Raw genomic sequence first — 16744 nt, forward strand, 5'->3', positions numbered from 1 at the left:
GAGGCAGATAATGAACTCCACAATCTGGTTAGCACTGGGGCTGGTTTTGGTGCTTGAAGGGCTAGGTCCGATGCTCTATCCCAAAGCATGGCGTAAAATGATTCAGGCGATGACGCAGTTACCTGACTCCACGCTACGTCGTTTTGGCGGTGCATTAGTGGTTGCTGGCGTCGTCATCTACTACATGTTGCGTAGCCGCATGGGTGGCTGAATCCAAGCGCAAAAACTGTGCAAGCATGTGTTAAAAAGTGCTGAAAGCACACGGGTGAGATGTTAGAATCCTTTTTTAAGGCAACCTGGTGATTTTTGAGATGGGTAAGAACGTCGTCGTACTGGGCACCCAATGGGGTGACGAAGGTAAGGGCAAGGTCGTCGACCTGCTGACTGAACGGGCTAAATATGTTGTGCGCTATCAAGGTGGGCATAACGCTGGCCATACTTTGGTTATCAACGGTGAGAAAACCGTTCTTCATTTGATTCCCTCAGGTATTCTGCGTGAAAACGTAACCAGCATCATCGGCAACGGTGTTGTACTGGCTCCTGATGCGTTGATGAGAGAGATGACAGGGTTAGAAGCGCGCGGCGTACCAGTACGTGAGCGACTGTTACTCTCTGAAGCATGCCCGCTAATCCTGCCATATCACGTGGCTCTGGATAACGCGCGTGAAAAAGCACGTGGTTCGAAAGCTATTGGTACCACCGGTCGCGGTATCGGTCCTGCCTACGAAGATAAAGTTGCTCGCCGCGGTCTGCGCGTGGGTGATTTGTTCAATAAAGAAACCTTCGCTGCAAAACTGAAAGAAATTGTGGATTACCACAACTTCCAGTTGGTGCATTACTACAAAGTTGATGCGGTTGATTATCAGGAAGTTCTGGATAGTCTGATGGCTGTCGATCCTCAGACCGGCGTTTCTGTTGCCGATATCCTGACTGGCATGGTTGTTGACGTTTCTGAACTGTTGGATAGCGCCCGTAAGAAAGGCGAGCTGATCATGTTCGAAGGCGCACAAGGCACCTTGCTGGACATCGACCACGGTACCTATCCGTACGTGACTTCGTCTAACACCACCGCGGGTGGCGTTGCGACAGGTTCTGGTATGGGGCCACGTTACGTAGATTACGTACTGGGTATCATGAAGGCTTACTCTACTCGCGTAGGTGCAGGTCCATTCCCTACCGAACTGGAAGACGAAACCGGCAAATTCCTGCGTACGCAAGGTAACGAATACGGTGCGACTACCGGTCGTGACCGTCGTACCGGCTGGCTGGATATCGTTGCCGTTAAGCGCGCCGTTCAGATCAACTCTCTGTCAGGTTTCTGCATGACCAAACTGGACGTGCTGGATGGCCTGAAAGAAGTGAAAATTTGCGTGGGCTACCGCATGCCAGACGGCCGCGAAATGGATACGACTCCGTTGGCAGCTGAAGGCTGGGAAGGTATCGAGCCAATCTACGAAGTTATGCCAGGCTGGTCAGAAAAAACCTTCGGAGTGAAAAAGTACGAGCAGCTACCTCAGGCAGCGTTAAACTACATCAAACGTGTAGAAGAGCTGACTGGTGTTCCGGTTGATATAATTTCTACCGGCCCAGATCGTGACGAGACTATGATCTTGCGCGATCCATTTGATGCCTGATTGATAGATACACCGTCAAATCCATGCGATCAAAATACTCAAACCGGGCTTATGCCCGGTTTGTTGTTCCTCGATAAGCAGTTTTTACGCCAAAAACCTCCGCCTCCACCTAAATGATTAGCCGCAAGCTTTGTGGCTGGTTTATCATTCAAAGAATACGCTTTCATAAATAACACTTAGACTGGTGTCATCGCAGATGAGCTTTAGCAGAGTACACTGATACTCAGGGGTATACGTGCAGTTAACAAGTTTTACTGATTATGGCCTACGGGCGCTTACCTATATGGCTTCGTTACCGCCGGGGCAGATGACTAGCATCTCTCAGGTGACCGAGGTCTATGGGGTATCGCGCAATCACATGGTGAAAATTATCAACCAGTTGAGCCGTGCCGGATTAGTGACCGCAGTTCGAGGCAAAAACGGCGGCATTCGGTTAGGCAAACCGGCAGAAAGTATCCGTATCGGCGACGTCGTGCGTGAACTTGAGCCTCTGTCTTTGGTGAACTGTTGCAGCGATTTTTGCCATATCACCCCAGCCTGCCGTTTGAAACAGGTGCTCCACCAGGCTGTACAGAATTTCCTTAAAGAGCTGGATAACTATACTTTGGCCGATATGGTTAAAGATAACGCTCCGCTCTACAAGTTATTACTTGTTGAATAGTGTGTTTGCTTAATGAATAACGTTGAGCAACCTGCTGATGACTACGGAGGAACCGCAATGTCACAAGATCCTTTCCTGGAGCGAGAAGCAGAGAAGTATGAATCACCGATCCCAAGCCGGGAATTCATTTTAGAGCATCTCGCCAAACGCGAAACGCCAGCCAGCCGTGAAGAGTTGGCCACAGAACTCAATTTATCCGGCGAAGAGGCTTTAGAAGCTCTGCGTCGTCGCCTGCGTGCCATGGAGCGCGATGGCCAATTAATCTTTACCCGCCGTCAGTGCTATGCGCTGCCTGAGCGTCTTGATTTACTGCGCGGTACCGTTATTGGTCACCGTGATGGTTTCGGTTTCTTGCGAGTTGAAGGCAGCAAAGACGATTTTTACCTGTCCTCAGACCAAATGAAAATGGCTATTCACGGTGACGTGGTGCTGGCTCAGGCCATGGGTGCCGATCGTAAAGGCCGTCGTGAAGCGCGTATTGTTCGTGTATTAGTGCCGAAAACCAGCCAGATTGTAGGCCGTTACTTTACCGACGCAGGCATTGGTTTCGTGGTTCCGGACGACAGTCGCCTCAGCTTTGATATCCTGATTCCGCCAGATTCCATCAGCGGTGCCCGCATGGGTTACGTAGTGGTGGTGGAACTGACTCAGCGCCCAACTCGCCGCAGTAAAGCCGTGGGTAAAATCGTTGAAGTGCTGGGTGAAAACATGGGCACCAGCATGGCGGTGGATATCGCTTTGCGCACCCATGAAATCCCTCATACCTGGCCACCGCAGGTGGAGAAACAAGTCGCAGATTTGAAAGAACAGGTTCCTGAAGAAGCGAAGAAAGGTCGTGTGGATCTGCGGGATCTGCCGTTGGTCACTATCGATGGCGAAGATGCACGTGACTTTGATGATGCGGTGTACTGCGAGAAAAAACGCGGCGGCGGCTGGCGGCTGTGGGTAGCGATTGCGGACGTGAGTTATTATGTACGCCCGCGTACCGCACTGGATGACGAAGCTCGCGCTCGGGGTAACTCGGTGTACTTCCCGTCGCAGGTCGTACCTATGTTGCCGGAAGTGCTGTCTAACGGCCTCTGCTCGCTGAATCCGCAGGTAGACCGCCTGTGTATGGTGTGTGAGATGACCGTCTCCTCCCAAGGCAAACTGTCTTCCTATAAATTCTACGAAGCGGTAATGAGCTCCCACGCGCGTCTGACCTATACCAAGGTTTGGCGAATTATTGATGGCGAAGAATCATTGCGTGAGCAATATAAGCCGTTGGTACCGCATCTGGAAGAGCTACATGCGATGTATAAAGCGCTGGATCACGCGCGTGCAGAACGTGGCGGCATCGCCTTCGAAACCGAAGAAGCCAAATTTATCTTCAACGCAGAACGTCGTATCGAACGCATCGAGCCAACTATGCGTAACGATGCGCATAAACTGATCGAAGAATGTATGATTCTGGCTAACATCGCGGCGGCGCGTTTTGTCGAAAAACATAACGAACCGGCTTTGTTCCGTGTCCACGATCGTCCAAGTGATGACCATATTTCCGCACTGCGTAGCGTGCTGAATGAGCTGGGTCTGGTATTGGGTGGTGGAATGAAACCAGAGCCAAAAGACTATGCGGTTCTGATGGATGAGGTTGCCGATCGTCCAGATCACGAAATGCTGCAAACCATGCTGCTGCGTTCGATGAAACAGGCGATTTACGATCCGGAAAACCGCGGTCACTTCGGTCTGGCACTGGCATCTTACGGCCACTTTACTTCCCCGATTCGTCGTTATCCTGATTTGGCGATGCACCGGGCAATTAAGTATCAGCTAGCCAAAGAGCAGGGTTCGGTGAAAGAACGTTGGACACCAACCGGCGGCTGGCACAGCGATTACGAAGATATGCTACAACTGGGCGAACATTGCTCTATGACTGAACGTCGGGCTGATGAAGCCACGCGTAACGTTGCTGACTGGCTGAAGTGTGACTTCATGCAAGATCAGGTGGGTAAAGTGTTTACCGGTATTATCGCTAGCGTGACCGGTTTTGGCTTCTTTGTGCGTCTGGACGATCTGTTTATCGACGGTTTGGTTCACGTTTCCAGCCTGGACAACGATTATTACCGCTACGACAATATAGGACAGCGGCTGATCGGCGAATCTTCCGGCGTGGTTTACCGTTTAGGTGACACCGTTGAGATTCGTGTGGAAGCTGTCCACATGGATGAGCGTAAAATCGACTTTGCTTTGGTATCCAGCACGCGTAAACCGCGCGGCGAAGGGAAAACGGCGAAAGACAGAGAGAAAAAAGCGGGCCAACGTACCATGCGTGGCAGCGCACCTTCACGTCGTGAAGGCGGACAATCTCGTCGCGGTGCTGCCGATGGCGGCGCGAGTAGTGGACAGAAGCGTAATCGTCGAGGCAAGAAACCGGCTAATTTTGAGCCTGATAGCGCTTTCCGCCCTGATGCTGACAAGCCAACTGACAAAGCGGCTGCGGAGAAAAAGGCCAAAGCGAAAAAAACGTCTGAAAAGACCCGGAAGATTGCGGCGGCGACTAAAGCCAAACGAGCTAAGAAAAAGTCAGCCAGTTAGTATCCACAGGGCGGCGGAGCGTCGCCCTGATCAAAGCCTAACCCTTAGTGTTACGCATTATTTAATCAACGGCGGGTCCTGTATAGGATTCACCGACACATGTAAAAGAGCATCATGAGCGAAATTATTTACGGTATTCACGCCGTCAAAGCCCTGTTAGAACGCGATCCGCAACGTTTTCTGGAAGTTTTTATCCTGAAAGGACGGGATGACCGTCGTTTGCAGCCAGTAGTTGCAGAGCTGGAGGCCGCTGGTCTGGTGGTGCAGGTTGCTAGCCGCCAATGGCTGGATTCTCAGGTAGAAGACGGTGTTCATCAGGGGATTGTCGCGCGTGTGCGGGAAGGCCGTCAGTATCAGGAAAACGATCTGCCAAGCCTGCTGGCCAGCGTAGAATCGCCTTTCCTGTTGGTTTTGGACGGCGTTACCGATCCGCATAACCTGGGAGCTTGCCTGCGTAGCGCCGACGCTGCTGGTGTCCATGCGGTTATCGTTCCGCGCGATCGTTCCGCTCAGCTGAATGCGACGGCCAAGAAAGTAGCCAGCGGCGCTGCGGAGAACGTCCCTTTGATTCGAGTGACCAATCTGGCTCGTACTTTGCGCGTATTGCAGGAAAATAATGTCTGGATCGTGGGTACCGCAGGGGAAGCCGATCATACGCTGTATCAAAGCAAGCTGACGGGGCCAATGGCTCTGGTAATGGGCGCGGAAGGCGACGGTATGCGTCGCTTGACTCGTGAGCATTGCGATGAATTAATCAGTATTCCGATGGCGGGGACCGTATCTTCTCTGAACGTATCTGTGGCGACCGGTGTGTGTCTGTTCGAAGTTGTACGTCAGCGCGGTTTGAAAGCTAAAGCCTAATTATTTTCATAGCGCCATATTTTTAAAACTTAATGTTGTTAAAGGCAGTTCCCGCGGGGGACTGCTTTTTTTTGCCTTAAATATACTCAAAGATATATTTAACACACAATTAAAACAGATAGTTAACGATGTTTCCATGATTTAATAATTCAGCAAATAGATATTATTATATTTTATAAAGTCCTAATGAAATCTAATAACTATTAATTACGGATTGTTCCTATTCATCAGTATATTTATCCAGCAGTAAGCATTTATGTCAGTGATCATAAAATGCATTACTTCTGGTGTCTTTTTATGTACATGGAGAGTTATGAAATGGAAATTAAATCTATAAGATTCAAAACAATTGCTGCTCTGATCCTTTCAGCTGCGTTAACTCCTGCAGCCTTTGCTGCGGATAACAGCGCAGAAATTACGGTTAAAGGTAAATTGATGCCGGGTGCCTGCCAATTGGATGTAAACGGCGGAGAAATTAATTATGGGAATATTTCTTTACAGGAGTTGGTTGAAAAAGAAGAAAGAATCATCGATTTAGGAAAGAGAAATATTGAGTATGCTATTAACTGCCCTCATAAGACAGCAGTATCGATGAGCTTTGTCGATAACCGTAAAGGTAGTGTTCCGGCTGAAATTGGTACCTCTTATTTTGGTTTGGGTGAAGGTGCTCTTAATATGGATGATGTAAAGGTCGGTTTTGGTGGTTATAAAGTCTCACTGACCGAACCTAAAGTTGATGGAGAGTCTGCGCTTCTAGGCGGTATTAATGATGTTGAAGGACAAGCATCGGTCGACTTAGATAAGTTTGAAGATCAGAATATTACTTATTTCAACGCTGATAAAAGTATTTTTGAAGGGGCATTATTTTCGGGTCGCTATAACGTAGATACTAAAATCATCAATCCTAAAGAGTTTAAGGGAGGTTCTAGTATTGAACTTGATGGTTCCGTTACCATGAATGTGTCTTATCTCTAATAACCTCTGTTAATTAAATGGGTGCTGTATGGCATCCATTTATTGCTATTCTATTGCCATGATAAGTAAAGAAAATAAGGCTATAGGGATATAAATTTATATAATAAACGGATAATTTATGATGAAGGTTAATCTGGTTTTATCAGTGGCTATTTTATTTTCTATCGCAAGTTTTTCCCGCGCGAATACAACCGGCTCTTCGACTCCGGGTATCCAAATTAATGACTCAGTGATTGTCATTAATACTGCGGAAGGTGAAGCGACCACTACGTTGACCAATAAGGCCGCTAACCCGGTAATGTTACATTCTTCCGTGGAGTTTGTAGCCGAAGATACCGCCGAGAAAGTGATTGTCACACCCAGCGTTGCCCGTATTGAAGCCGGCGAGACACAAATGGTTCGTTTCTTCCTAAAGGACGAATTTAGAAACTCACTGACTCAGCAAACCATGGTCAGAGCTATATTCCAGAATATTCCTCCTAAAGGAAAGAATAACGTTCGTTTGACCATTAGACACAACATTCCGTTGATTATTCATCCTTCCGGTTTAGCAACTCACAATAAACCTTGGGAGTTTCTTAAGTTCAGTCGCAATGCACAAGGGAACATTCTTGTGAAAAATGAAGGAGACTATGTAGTCCGTTTATCTAATTCTATTGAGTTGCAGCCAGGAAAGGGGGCTGCTGAGTTAACGCAGAATTATATTTTACCAGGAAAGAGTCTGGTGGCTATTACGGATAAGGCATTTAAAGGTCAGGCGAATAGCGTCAGAATACAACCAGCTAATTTATACGGATATATTACTGAGTCCTATTCTTCCGAACTGAAATGATCGTTAGATAATATCGATGTAAAGCTCGTTGTATCACACGGAGATAGAAAAAATGAAACCGAAGAAGAATAGCATTCGGTTATTTTTATATTTCAGCATTTTTCTTATTTCCGTGAGATCTTTGGCTGATGATGGCGTTGAGTTTGATATTGGTATTCTTGAAGAACGCGGTGTTTCTGCCAGTGCGGCAGACTACTTTAAATATAAAGCCAGATTTAGCTCAGGAGATCATTCCATTGAGTTAACTATTAATGGTGTAGCTCGCGGCTGGGTAGATATGACGTTTAATCAGCAGGGTGAACCGTGTTTTAGCCCGGATTTTTACCAAAAAAGCGGGATTATTCCTCCCCCAATGGAAAACGGCTGTAGTGATTTACGGCTACATTATCCCAGAGCTTTGGTGAATTTATTCCCCAGTACGTCACGTATTGAAGTGATTCTCCCGGCGGAATTATTACAAGTCGGTGAAGTTGTTACGGGGAATTATGAAACCGGAGGTTCAGCGTTGTTAATGAATTACGACGCACTGGCGATAAGAAATCAGAACGGTAGCAATAATCTGCAAGCCTCCACGGAGGCTGGGTTTAATAGCGGCAACTGGATTTTTCGTTCCCGTCAGATCTTTAGCTATAAGGATCGGCGACAGCAATGGAGCAGGCTATATAGTTATTTGCAGCGTACTTTTATCGAAAAAAAAACGACGTTGCAAATGGGAGAAATTAACCTGAATAGCGGCTTATTCAGTACGCCACAAATTTACGGATTGCAGATAATGCCTGAAAGTGCTTTAGCCAGCAGAGAAGGCAGCGGAGCAACGGTGTCAGGCATTGCGCCAACGCAATCAAGCGTTGAGATACGTCAACGCGGAGCCTTGATTTACGTGACTCAGTTGCCGCCCGGCCCCTTCACTTTAACCCAAATTCCTATTAATTCCACCGGTGCAGATTTATTGGTATCGGTGATAGGCGTGGATGGGCAGACTCAGAGTTTCAGCGTGCCGGCGGCGAGTTTCAACTTGCAGTATGTTCCCAGAACGCGCGGTATTTATGCCGGAATGGGTAGAACCGGGCCAGGTTCTAATCAGCATCAGGAAAGCTGGCTAGGAACGTTGACAGACGTTCGCCCGTTAGGCGACTTATCGGATATTACTCAGGGTGTTTTGCTGGGTTCCCGTTACCACTCTGCCGGATTGGCAGTAAATACCGGTTTGATTCCCCGAACTTTTTGGGCGGTGAATGCGGTGACCAGTTGGGATCGCCAGAATGAAAAACAAGGCGTTCAATGGGGTAGCCACGTTGGCGTGAAGCTGGTTTCCTCATTGAAACTGAATTTATCGACTATGCATCGAACGGCTGGATTTCGCCAGTTTCAGCATAGTTTGCGAGAAAGGCCAGTGGCGGAGTTACCCGCAGTAGAGCCAAAGAATAAAAATCCTAACGCGGATAAAAGTGGCGTTAAGAATCAATACAGGGCGCAGTTAAGTTATAGCCAATCGTTGTTGGGCGGAATCAGTCTGGGTTATACCCAATCGGTATCTTTTGCTAAACAGCAGGAACGCCGTTGGAGTTTGGGGTGGAATAAACAGCTGCCTTACAACATTAATTTTAATCTGAATATGGAAAGAAACCTGAATAGCAAAGGAGACAAGATTATCTATGGAAATATCAGCATTCCGCTGAATTCTAATATGTCCTTAAGCAGCACCGTTTCTCAAAGCAGAGGAAGAACTCAGCAACGCGTTGGTTTGAATCATCAGGTTAATAATCAGTTGGGTTACAGTCTGGGGGTAAGTCAAACCGCGAATCAATCGGGGCAGGCGCTCAGCGGTACGCTGAGGGTATTACCTAAATATGCTCAGTTAGGCGTGGGTTATTTTCAGGATAGCGCGCGAAATAGCAGCTATCAGCTTCAGGCCAGTGGCGGCGTGGCGGTGCATAGTGCAGGCGTGACTCTTTCACCTTATGCGATTCAGGATACTTTTGCCGTTATCGCGCTGCCGGGCATCAGCGGTGCAGAAATACAAACTAATTCAGGTCCGGTATGGACCGATCGGCGAGGCTATGCGTTGGCTCCCAGTTTGTCGCCGTTTAGCTCCTCTCGGCTAGAAGTTAACACTAAGAAACTGGCGCGAAATATCGATATTAAGAATGGTATTCGATTAGTGGATGCCAGCCGGGGTGCGGTACTTAATTATAATTTCAAAGCAAATAAAACTCGGCGAATTTTGCTCTCGATACGCCTTGCATCGGGGGAGTATGCCGCTGAAGGCAGTGATATCACGGATAAAGAAGATAATTATGTTGGCACTGTTGGTAGCAAAGGAACGTTGCTGCTGAGCAATAGCGACGGAAATCCGGACTTATACATTAAGGACAATGAAAATGAGATATGCCAGTTGGATTACAGTCTGCCTGAGGCAAAGGATGCGCCGGTTTTATATGAAGAAGCTGATGCCCGCTGCCTGTAAAAATACTCCCTTCAGCGGCGGTTTTAAACTGGCGGTAGCGGCCCTACTGCTAAGTTTTACCGGAACGGCACTGGCGCAGTGCCACATCAGCGTGACTCAATCCCAACTGCATTTCGGCTCCCTGCCTCGTGCCCAGCTTAAGGGCGCGACCGATCGCGGCGTCAGTTTGGGAAAACACTATTTCAATGTCGATGTGCAGTGTCCGCAGCCGCGTTTATTTGCCATCGCTTATCAAGGGAATAGCCAAAGCGGCGAAAGCTATTCTTTGGATTCAGACCACGCCAGAGTTGAGCTGACGCCTTCTGCCGCGCAGGCTGATGGGCAACCGGTCATATTGTATCTCGGCGCTCGCTCTGCTTTTCCCGCAGGGAATAATGCGGAACACGCCAGACTCCCCCTGCATCCATTGACTCGAAATATGATTTACCCCGGTCGGCGAGCGGTTAGCCAATTAAGTTTTCAGATGACGGCAGAAGTGTGGCTGGCGGCAAATGCACTTAACCGCGGTGAACGGGTTCACCTGAATGGCATTGGCACTTTTGACGTGATGGAGTACCAATAATGAACCGTTCTCTCAATAGATATTTTGCTCGTTATCTTTCGATTGTAGTGGGAACGGTGAGTTACCTATTTGCTCATTTGGCTAGCGCAGAGACTTCTGTCAGCATTTATTTCAGCGCTGAAATCGAGCCGGTAGCCTGTCAGGTTTCCATCGATAGCGCCGTTGATTATGGCGAAATAGCTCAGTCCAAGCTCTCTGAAACCCACTTTACTGCTTTGTCGCATCGGGCGTTGCCGCCTATCAGCGTGGAATGTGACGCCAAAACTGCGCTGGGATTTAAGGCGACGGATAACCGTTCCGGCATCGCGACGGATGCCAGACTGATTGGCAGCAGCGGTACGGTTATTCCGCCAGAACATCATTTTAGTCTTGGGCGAACCTCAGACGGACAGCCGATTGGTGCCTGGGGCGTGATATTTTCTTCCGGCACGGTGGATGGCCGCACGGCGTTGATTGCCGGAACCTCGGCGGAGCCATTCCATGCGGCGAATACGTTAAACCCGAAAGGAAAAGTGGCTCAATGGATGGAGAATGGCACTCTCGCTATTGGTGAAACCTTTACGCTGCAAGGGGAAGTTGTGGCCGGTATTGCGAAGAAATCCGAATTACCTAGCGGCGATATTATTGTTCTGGATGGCATGGCTACGCTGGAAATTGTTTATTTGTAAATTAGTTAGCTGTAAATAGTGGGCGATTAACTTTACGCTTTCTCCCGCATTATCTGTGGTGATGATCGGCAAAAGTACCAGGCTGAACCATACTTAATCCTGATTTTTATGCTAATGAATCTGAGGGAGAAAGGTATGGATTGGCGGACGCACGAAGTGTTCAATCAGCCTGAGCCATTATCAAACAGCAATTTATTTTTGTCTGATATGGCGTTAAGGGAAGCTGTCATACGCGAGCAAGCCGGTTGGGATAATGAAGTATTAATTTCAATGGGCGCGCAGTTGGGATCGGCAGAATCGCTGGAGTTAGGGCGTTTGGCTAATACAAATCCTCCTGAACTATTACGCTTTGACGCAGCTGGACGGCGTCTGGATACGGTCAGGTTTCATCCCGCCTGGCATGTTCTGATGAAAGGGTTGGTAGGCAATCGGGTGCATAATCTGAGCTGGCAAGAAGATGCTCGTATCGGATCTGTGGTGGCCAGAGCGGCTCGTTTGATGCTGCATATACAGGTTGAGGCCGGAACCCTTTGCCCGATAACCATGACCTACGGTGCCATTCCTCTTCTGCAACAATCCCTACCTGCGCAATTTCAATCCTGGATATCTCCTTTACTCTCCGATCGTTACGATCCTCACGTCGCTCCCGGTGATCAAAAACGCGGTTTATTGATCGGTATGGGAATGACGGAAAAACAGGGGGGGTCTGACGTCTTGAGTAATTCCACGCGAGCAGAGCCTTTGGGCGCTCGCGGTGCCGGTGAAGCTTATCGGTTAGTCGGTCATAAATGGTTTTTCTCCGTGCCGCAAAGCGATGCGCACTTGGTTTTGGCGCAGGCCGAAGGTGGATTATCCTGTTTCTTTATGCCCAAAATTCTGCCCGGCGGCAGCAGTAATTCCATTCGTTTAGAACGCCTGAAAGACAAGCTGGGCAACCGCTCCAATGCCAGCAGCGAAGTAGAGTTTGATAATGCCATCGCCTGGCTATTGGGCGATGAAGGGGAAGGCATCCACCATATTTTAAAAATGGGCGGCCATACCCGTTTCGATTGTGCGTTAGGCAGCCACGGCATTATGCGGCGAGCCTTTTCCGTCGCTCTGGATTATGCCAGCCAGCGGCAGGCCTTTGGTAAGAATCTGACCGACCAACCTTTGATGCGTCAGGTGCTCAGCCGTATGGCGCTGCGTTTGGAAGGCCACACGGCGCTGTTATTCCGTTTGGCCAAAGCATGGGAACACGGCAGCGCGGAAGACGCATTATTCAGCAGGCTGATGACGCCGGCCGCCAAGTATAAAATATGCGGGCAGGGCAGCGCTTTTGTCGCCGAAGCGATGGAGGTGTTAGGCGGAATCGGCTATTGCGAACAAAGCGAATTGCCGCGCTTATACCGTGAAATTCCGGTTAACAGTATTTGGGAAGGCTCCGGCAATATTATGTGTCTGGATGTGCTGCGGGTTTTGCGCAAGCAGCCCGCAGCGATAGAAATGCTGAATCAAAATTTTTATGAAGTTCGCGGGCAGAATCGTTTGTTCGACCGTTCTTGGCGCCAGTTGGCTTTCCGGTTAAAAAATCCGCAGGAAGCACAGGGGCGAGAATTGACGCTGCAACTGTTTAATCTGAACTGTGCCGCTCAATTGTTGCGTTTTGCATCGCCGTCGCTGGCCGACGCATGGTGTCGTATGATGCTGGATCATCGGGATCAATATTCTATTCCGGAACCGCTTTGCGAACTGTTACTGACCCGAGCCGCAGCCGTTTAGCGATACAGAATGGCCTGTGAGTACCACTGACCCGGAATGACAGAATCGCTATTCATAATGACTAAATAGTAACGGGCTCCGCTGGCATTGGCTTTGCTACGGAGTGCCGCTTCAGCATCCATCGGGCTGCCATATACCTGCACCGAAGCCATCCCGATTTTTTGTAATGTTCCGCTTTGAGCTCGGTTAATTTCCTGCGCGAAAGGCTGTGGCGCGGGAGGTGGTAGCGGCGTGGTTTTCAATGCGCTACAGGCGGAAAGGCTCAGTGTGAACAGTAGAACGACAAAGGCGCGATAATAGGTCATGGTGTGTTTCCTGTGTTGATATTGCCCCACTTTCTCTCAGTGTAACGCTCAAACATTCATAACGACCAGATATGTGTCATTTCTGATATATCTCGGAGGAGATTGGTTTAAGACTTTATTCAGCAGGTTTGGCACTATGGCGGTGCGTTTACAATTGGTTTGGCTGATAAGGCTTGTTTGACCCATAAGGACTGTTGTTATGGTTGAAATGTCGTTAGAAAAAGTACAGGGCATTGAGGTAATTCACGCCGCGCCAGCAGGCCAGCGTCATCAGCCTTTGCCGACCCTTTTCTTCTATCACGGTTATACCTCCTCCAAAGAAGTGTATTCCTATTTTGCCTATGCTCTGGCGCAGGCGGGATTTCGCGTGGTGATGCCGGATGCCGATATGCACGGAGCCAGATTTGACGGCGATGAAACCCGGCGACTAGGCTGTTTCTGGCAGATTTTGCGTTCAAATATTGATGAAATGGCTGGAATTAAAGAACACTATCAACAAACTGGATTAATTGATGGCGATCGAATCGGCGTGGGCGGCGCCTCAATGGGCGGGATGACTACTCTGGGAGCCTTGGTGCGCTATCCGTGGATAAAGGCGGCCGCTAATTTCATGGGGTCAGGTTATTTCACTTCTCTGGCCAAAACGCTGTTTCCTCCTTTGCCCAGTGCTGGTTCAACAAAGCAGGATGAATGGGAACGACAAATTGCTCCGTTGATTGAATATGAGGTAACCCACCAACTGGAGAGAATCGCCCGCAAACCTTTGCTGGTCTGGCATGGTGAAGCGGATGAAGTGGTTCCGGCGGTGGAAAGTGAGCGTCTGGTCGCAGCTTTGAAAGAGCAGGGGTTGGATCATCATCTAAGTTACCTGACCGAGCCTGGTATCGGCCATAAAATCACGCCAACGGCGCTGACGGCGGGCGCGGCATTCTTCCGGCACTATTTATAGTTATAGCCGCTCATTTATTGGCATTTATTTATAGGCACTAAAGGCCAGAAAAAACCCCCGATAGACGGGGGTTAAGTGTTTTAAGGGCTGTATTGTTTTACTGTCGGTCTTTCTCTGGTGTTGTATTTATCTTTGCAATTCTAGCGGTAAAGAACAGCGTTAATCTGAATAGAGCTGTTGCCGCCAGGTTCATGCATAGCGATGATTTGATAGGCGGTTGCGCCGCGTTCATCGGCTAATTTGCTAACCTGTGAGGTTGCATCGTCAGGGGAAACCACATTGTGACCCAGTGACACTGCGCCAACGCTGACACGCTGTTGCTGCATTGCCTGTTGAGCGGTGATTTCAGTGGCGGCGAAAGTGCTGGCCGATAGGAAGAAACTGAGGATCGCGGCGATAGTGAGCGTGATTTTCATAGGTGACTCCAATATTTTATTTATATACTTTGAATAAGTTTCCTGGCTGCTGCGCCGCTTGTTATGCGGTGGATGTAACTAATAGTAGTTCTCTTTTATAATTAATAAATGCGCTATTGCTGACTGACTCTTTCAAAAAATATGAATGATTTTTGCGCTGACCTAATGATTTTGTTGAAAGATTTAAAAAACTAATGGATCTCCATCCATAGTTCATTTGGTGAACAAAAAGTGCTATTTATTGGCTAGAACGGATATAGCTCGAATAATTCCTCTGCAATCCTTGAGTTTCCCTCCTCGCGCAAGTATAGTTACGCGTCATTTTTCGGCCGCACACAAACACGTTCCTTGCCTCCATGGGCCGCGGCTGACCCTATCAGGAGGCTGAATAATCCGTAAGGAGCAATTCGATGCGTCATTACGAAATCGTTTTTATGGTCCATCCTGACCAAAGCGAACAGGTTCCGGGCATGATCGAGCGTTATAGTGCAACAATCACTAACGCTGCTGGTCAGATTCACCGTCTGGAAGACTGGGGCCGCCGTCAACTGGCTTACCCGATCAACAAACTGCACAAAGCTCACTACGTTCTGCTGAACGTTGAAGCCCCGCAGGAAGCGATCGATGAGCTGGAAACAAACTTCCGCTTCAACGACGCCGTTATCCGTAGCATGGTTATGCGCGTTAAAAACGCGGTAACTGAAGCATCACCAATGGTTAAAGCGAAAGACGAACGCCGTGAGCGTCACGACTTCGCGTCAGAAACCAATGATGATTCTGAAGCTGGGGATTCTGAAGAGTAATTGCCGTGGTGGCCGCTAATCGACTGGTACTCTCTGGCACTGTGTGCAAGACACCCATTCGAAAAGTGAGTCCTTCTGGTATTCCTCACTGCCAGTTCGTGCTTGAGCACCGTTCAACGCAGCAGGAAGCCGGATTTAGCCGACAAACATGGTGCCGAATGCCCGTGATTGTCAGTGGACACCAGTCACAAGCATTAACTCACAGTATAACGGTCGGCAGTCAGTTAACCGTGGAAGGCTTCATTAGTTGCCATCAAGGGCGCAATGGGCTTAACAAATTGGTTCTGCATGCCGAGCAGATTGAATTGATAGATTCTGGAGACTAGCCTAATGGCACGTTATTTCCGTCGTCGCAAGTTCTGCCGTTTCACCGCGGAAGGCGTTCAAGAGATTGACTATAAAGACATCGCTACGCTGAAAAATTACATCACCGAAAGCGGTAAAATTGTCCCGAGCCGTATCACCGGTACTCGTGCCAAATACCAGCGTCAGCTGGCCCGTGCTATCAAGCGCGCGCGCTACCTGTCTTTGTTGCCGTACACTGATCGTCATCAGTAATCGGCCACTGTCCATTAACGACTTTGAGAGGATATGGTAATGCAAGTTATTCTGCTTGATAAAGTAGCAAACCTGGGCAGCCTGGGTGATCAAGTTAACGTTAAAGCGGGCTACGCTCGTAACTTCTTAGTACCGCAGGGCAAAGCTGTGCCGGCAACTAAGAAAAACGTTGAGTTCTTCGAAGTGCGTCGCGCAGAACTGGAAGCCAAACTGGCTGAAGTTCTGTCTGCCGCTGAAGCTCGCGCAACTAAAATTAACGAATTGGGCAGTGTTACAATCTCCTCTAAAGCAGGGGATGAAGGTAAACTGTTCGGCTCTATCGGTACTCGTGACATCGCTGATGCAGTATCTGCAGCGGGCGTTGAAGTAGCGAAGAGCGAAGTTCGTTTGCCGAATGGCGTTCTGCGTACCACTGGTGAACACGAAGTTCACTTCCAGGTACACAGCGACGTGTTCGCAAAACTGAACGTAGTTGTGGTTGCAGAAGCGTAAGTTACGCTGCTGTTAACCGTTAAAACGCCAGCCTCGAGCTGGCGTTTTGCTTTTCTGAGAACGACAAAAAAGCCCCTGTAACCCTGCCAGTTGCGATAATTCCTTTCCAGCATCCAGACGTAGCGATATCACGCCGCGAGCCTTTGGTTGGGCGCAGATAGCCTACAGAGAGAGAAATGGGTGACAGCGGCGTTTGGATCAAAGCCCAGGCCAGATTATGGCT

General features: G+C 48.8%; 18 protein-coding genes. 16 read left to right on the forward strand and 2 right to left on the reverse strand.

The window, feature by feature from the left end:
- Positions 1-10 precede the first annotated feature (10 nt).
- From PL78_RS12820 to PL78_RS12870, 11 genes are all read left to right on the forward strand, one after another.
- Entirely contained in the window at positions 11-211 is a 201-nt protein-coding gene (locus PL78_RS12820) for a DUF2065 domain-containing protein (protein ID WP_049599286.1), read from the forward strand.
- A 100-nt stretch (positions 212-311) separates the two neighbouring features.
- On the forward strand, positions 312-1634 hold the full coding sequence (locus tag PL78_RS12825) for an adenylosuccinate synthase (RefSeq protein WP_049599570.1): 1323 nt from the start codon (positions 312-314) through the stop codon (positions 1632-1634).
- Positions 1635-1869: 235 nt separating this feature from the next.
- On the forward strand, positions 1870-2295 hold the full coding sequence (gene nsrR, locus PL78_RS12830; RefSeq protein WP_049599288.1) for a nitric oxide-sensing transcriptional repressor NsrR: 426 nt from the start codon (positions 1870-1872) through the stop codon (positions 2293-2295).
- 57 nt (positions 2296-2352) lie between these two features.
- Complete coding sequence (gene rnr / locus PL78_RS12835) at positions 2353-4872, forward strand: ribonuclease R (protein ID WP_064516045.1); 2520 nt, start codon at positions 2353-2355, stop codon at positions 4870-4872.
- Between the two features lie 114 nt (positions 4873-4986).
- Positions 4987-5733, forward strand: a complete 747-nt coding sequence (gene rlmB / locus PL78_RS12840; protein WP_064516047.1) for a 23S rRNA (guanosine(2251)-2'-O)-methyltransferase RlmB — start codon at positions 4987-4989, stop codon at positions 5731-5733.
- A 318-nt stretch (positions 5734-6051) separates the two neighbouring features.
- Entirely contained in the window at positions 6052-6708 is a 657-nt protein-coding gene (locus tag PL78_RS12845; RefSeq protein ID WP_064516048.1) for a DUF1120 domain-containing protein, read from the forward strand.
- A 118-nt stretch (positions 6709-6826) separates the two neighbouring features.
- The gene (locus tag PL78_RS12850) at positions 6827-7540 is read left to right on the forward strand and encodes a fimbria/pilus chaperone family protein (RefSeq protein WP_084414333.1); all 714 of its coding nucleotides are present in this window, start codon (positions 6827-6829) and stop codon (positions 7538-7540) included.
- Between the two features lie 52 nt (positions 7541-7592).
- Complete coding sequence (locus PL78_RS12855) at positions 7593-10007, forward strand: fimbria/pilus outer membrane usher protein (protein WP_064516050.1); 2415 nt, start codon at positions 7593-7595, stop codon at positions 10005-10007.
- Entirely contained in the window at positions 9979-10569 is a 591-nt protein-coding gene (locus PL78_RS12860) for a DUF1120 domain-containing protein (protein ID WP_064516051.1), read from the forward strand. The genes PL78_RS12855 and PL78_RS12860 overlap by 29 nt, the downstream gene beginning before the upstream one ends.
- Positions 10569-11237: a DUF1120 domain-containing protein gene (locus PL78_RS12865; RefSeq protein WP_064516053.1), complete on the forward strand. Its 669-nt coding sequence runs from the start codon at positions 10569-10571 to the stop codon at positions 11235-11237. Before PL78_RS12860 ends, PL78_RS12865 begins: the two co-directional genes overlap by 1 nt.
- A gap of 135 nt (positions 11238-11372) precedes the next feature.
- Complete coding sequence (locus tag PL78_RS12870; protein ID WP_064516055.1) at positions 11373-12998, forward strand: isovaleryl-CoA dehydrogenase; 1626 nt, start codon at positions 11373-11375, stop codon at positions 12996-12998.
- Here the strand turns inward: PL78_RS12870 and bsmA are convergent.
- Positions 12995-13303: a biofilm peroxide resistance protein BsmA gene (gene bsmA, locus PL78_RS12875; RefSeq protein ID WP_064516057.1), complete on the reverse strand. Its 309-nt coding sequence runs from the start codon at positions 13301-13303 to the stop codon at positions 12995-12997. The genes PL78_RS12870 and bsmA overlap by 4 nt on opposite strands.
- Positions 13304-13502: 199 nt before the next feature.
- Between bsmA and yjfP the strand changes: the two genes are divergently transcribed.
- Positions 13503-14252 (forward strand): esterase, encoded by a 750-nt coding sequence (gene yjfP, locus PL78_RS12880; RefSeq protein WP_064516059.1) that lies wholly within the window; start codon positions 13503-13505, stop codon positions 14250-14252.
- Between the two features lie 140 nt (positions 14253-14392).
- Here yjfP and PL78_RS12885 read toward each other — a convergent pair whose 3' ends face one another.
- Positions 14393-14668 carry a YdgH/BhsA/McbA family protein gene (locus PL78_RS12885; protein ID WP_064516061.1) on the reverse strand — a complete coding sequence of 92 codons (276 nt, stop codon included), beginning with the start codon at positions 14666-14668 and terminating at the stop codon, positions 14393-14395.
- Between the two features lie 410 nt (positions 14669-15078).
- Here PL78_RS12885 and rpsF point away from each other — a divergent pair, with 410 nt between their 5' ends.
- From rpsF to rplI, 4 genes are read left to right on the forward strand one after another with little or no spacing between them, the layout of a single operon-like run.
- Positions 15079-15471, forward strand: coding sequence for a 30S ribosomal protein S6 (rpsF, locus tag PL78_RS12890; RefSeq protein WP_038241841.1), 393 nt, complete (start codon positions 15079-15081; stop codon positions 15469-15471).
- A gap of 5 nt (positions 15472-15476) precedes the next feature.
- The gene (priB, locus tag PL78_RS12895) at positions 15477-15797 is read left to right on the forward strand and encodes a primosomal replication protein N (RefSeq protein ID WP_049599320.1); all 321 of its coding nucleotides are present in this window, start codon (positions 15477-15479) and stop codon (positions 15795-15797) included.
- Between the two features lie 4 nt (positions 15798-15801).
- Entirely contained in the window at positions 15802-16029 is a 228-nt protein-coding gene (gene rpsR, locus PL78_RS12900) for a 30S ribosomal protein S18 (protein WP_000135199.1), read from the forward strand.
- A gap of 39 nt (positions 16030-16068) precedes the next feature.
- On the forward strand, positions 16069-16521 hold the full coding sequence (gene rplI / locus PL78_RS12905; protein WP_049599324.1) for a 50S ribosomal protein L9: 453 nt from the start codon (positions 16069-16071) through the stop codon (positions 16519-16521).
- The last annotated feature ends 223 nt before the right edge of the window (positions 16522-16744 follow it).

This window comes from Yersinia entomophaga, assembly GCF_001656035.1.
GTDB classification, from domain to species: domain Bacteria; phylum Pseudomonadota; class Gammaproteobacteria; order Enterobacterales; family Enterobacteriaceae; genus Yersinia; species Yersinia entomophaga.